The sequence below is a fragment of the Deinococcus aerius genome (genome assembly GCF_002897375.1).
Taxonomy (GTDB): Bacteria; Deinococcota; Deinococci; order Deinococcales; family Deinococcaceae; genus Deinococcus; species Deinococcus aerius.
The window spans coordinates 1-817 of record NZ_BFAG01000039.1 but is presented as its reverse complement, the minus strand read 5'-3'; the positions used below and the strand labels follow the sequence as shown (position 1 = coordinate 817).

General features: G+C 63.8%; 2 protein-coding genes and 1 pseudogene. All 3 read left to right on the top strand.

Annotation, left to right across the window (positions count from 1 at the left end):
- The first annotated feature begins 99 nt into the window (after nt 1–99).
- Nucleotides 100–255, top strand: a complete 156-nt coding sequence (locus DAERI_RS22530) for a hypothetical protein (protein WP_165794334.1) — start codon at nt 100–102, stop codon at nt 253–255.
- A gap of 26 nt (nt 256–281) precedes the next feature.
- Nucleotides 282–554 (top strand): annotated as a pseudogene (locus DAERI_RS23385) (SLC13 family permease); the annotation flags it as partial.
- Between the two features lie 52 nt (nt 555–606).
- Nucleotides 607–817: SLC13 family permease (locus tag DAERI_RS23380; protein ID WP_369689486.1), on the top strand; the 211-nt coding region annotated here is incomplete at its 3' end.

Below are 817 nucleotides of genomic sequence, written 5' to 3'. Positions count from 1 at the left end.
TTCCGGCGACCATACGCCGAACTCGGAGGAGTCTGCGACCAGACTCCTCCTTTTCTTTTGTCATCCCGGCAGCAGGCACAGCACTCCAGGAGGGCATCCGTGAAACCACCCGATGAATCCCACGACCCCCGGACGCCAGAGCTGCGTGAGGAACCGCTGGACTGGCGAGGTCTGGCCCTCCTGATCGGCAGCTACGCAGCCGCCCTGCTGCTCGCGGGCCTCTTGGTGCTGCTCCTGGCCCACCTCTTCCTCTGATCCCCGGCCCCACTCTTGGATGACCCATGCCTGAAACTGAACACCACACCCTGCTCGACGTTCTCGGCCTGCACCTCAGTGACGGCACGCTGACGATCCTCGCCGTCGCCCTCTTCGTCCTGACCTACGTCATGATCCTGCTGGAGAAGTACGTTCACCGCACGGTCGCTGCCCTGCTGGGCGCGTGCGCCGTGATGGTGCTCGGGTTGCTCACCCCCGAGCAGGCCTGGGACAGCATCGACTTCAACACCATCTTCCTCCTCTTCGGCATGATGAACATCGTCAACGTCCTGAGCCACAGCGGCTTTTTCGACCTGGTGGCCCGTCGCGCGATGCTCTTTACACGCGGCGATGCCCGTCCGCGTCCTGTGGATCTTCAGCCTGCTCACCGCCGTCTTCAGCGCCTTTCTCGACAACGTGACCACCGTGCTGTTCATGGCCCCTGTCGTCGTGACCGTCGTGACCCGGCTAGGCCTGAAGCCGCTGCCGTACTTGATCGCGGTCGTGCTGGCGAGCAACACCGGCGGCACGGCGACTCTGGTAGGTGATCCCCCCGAANATC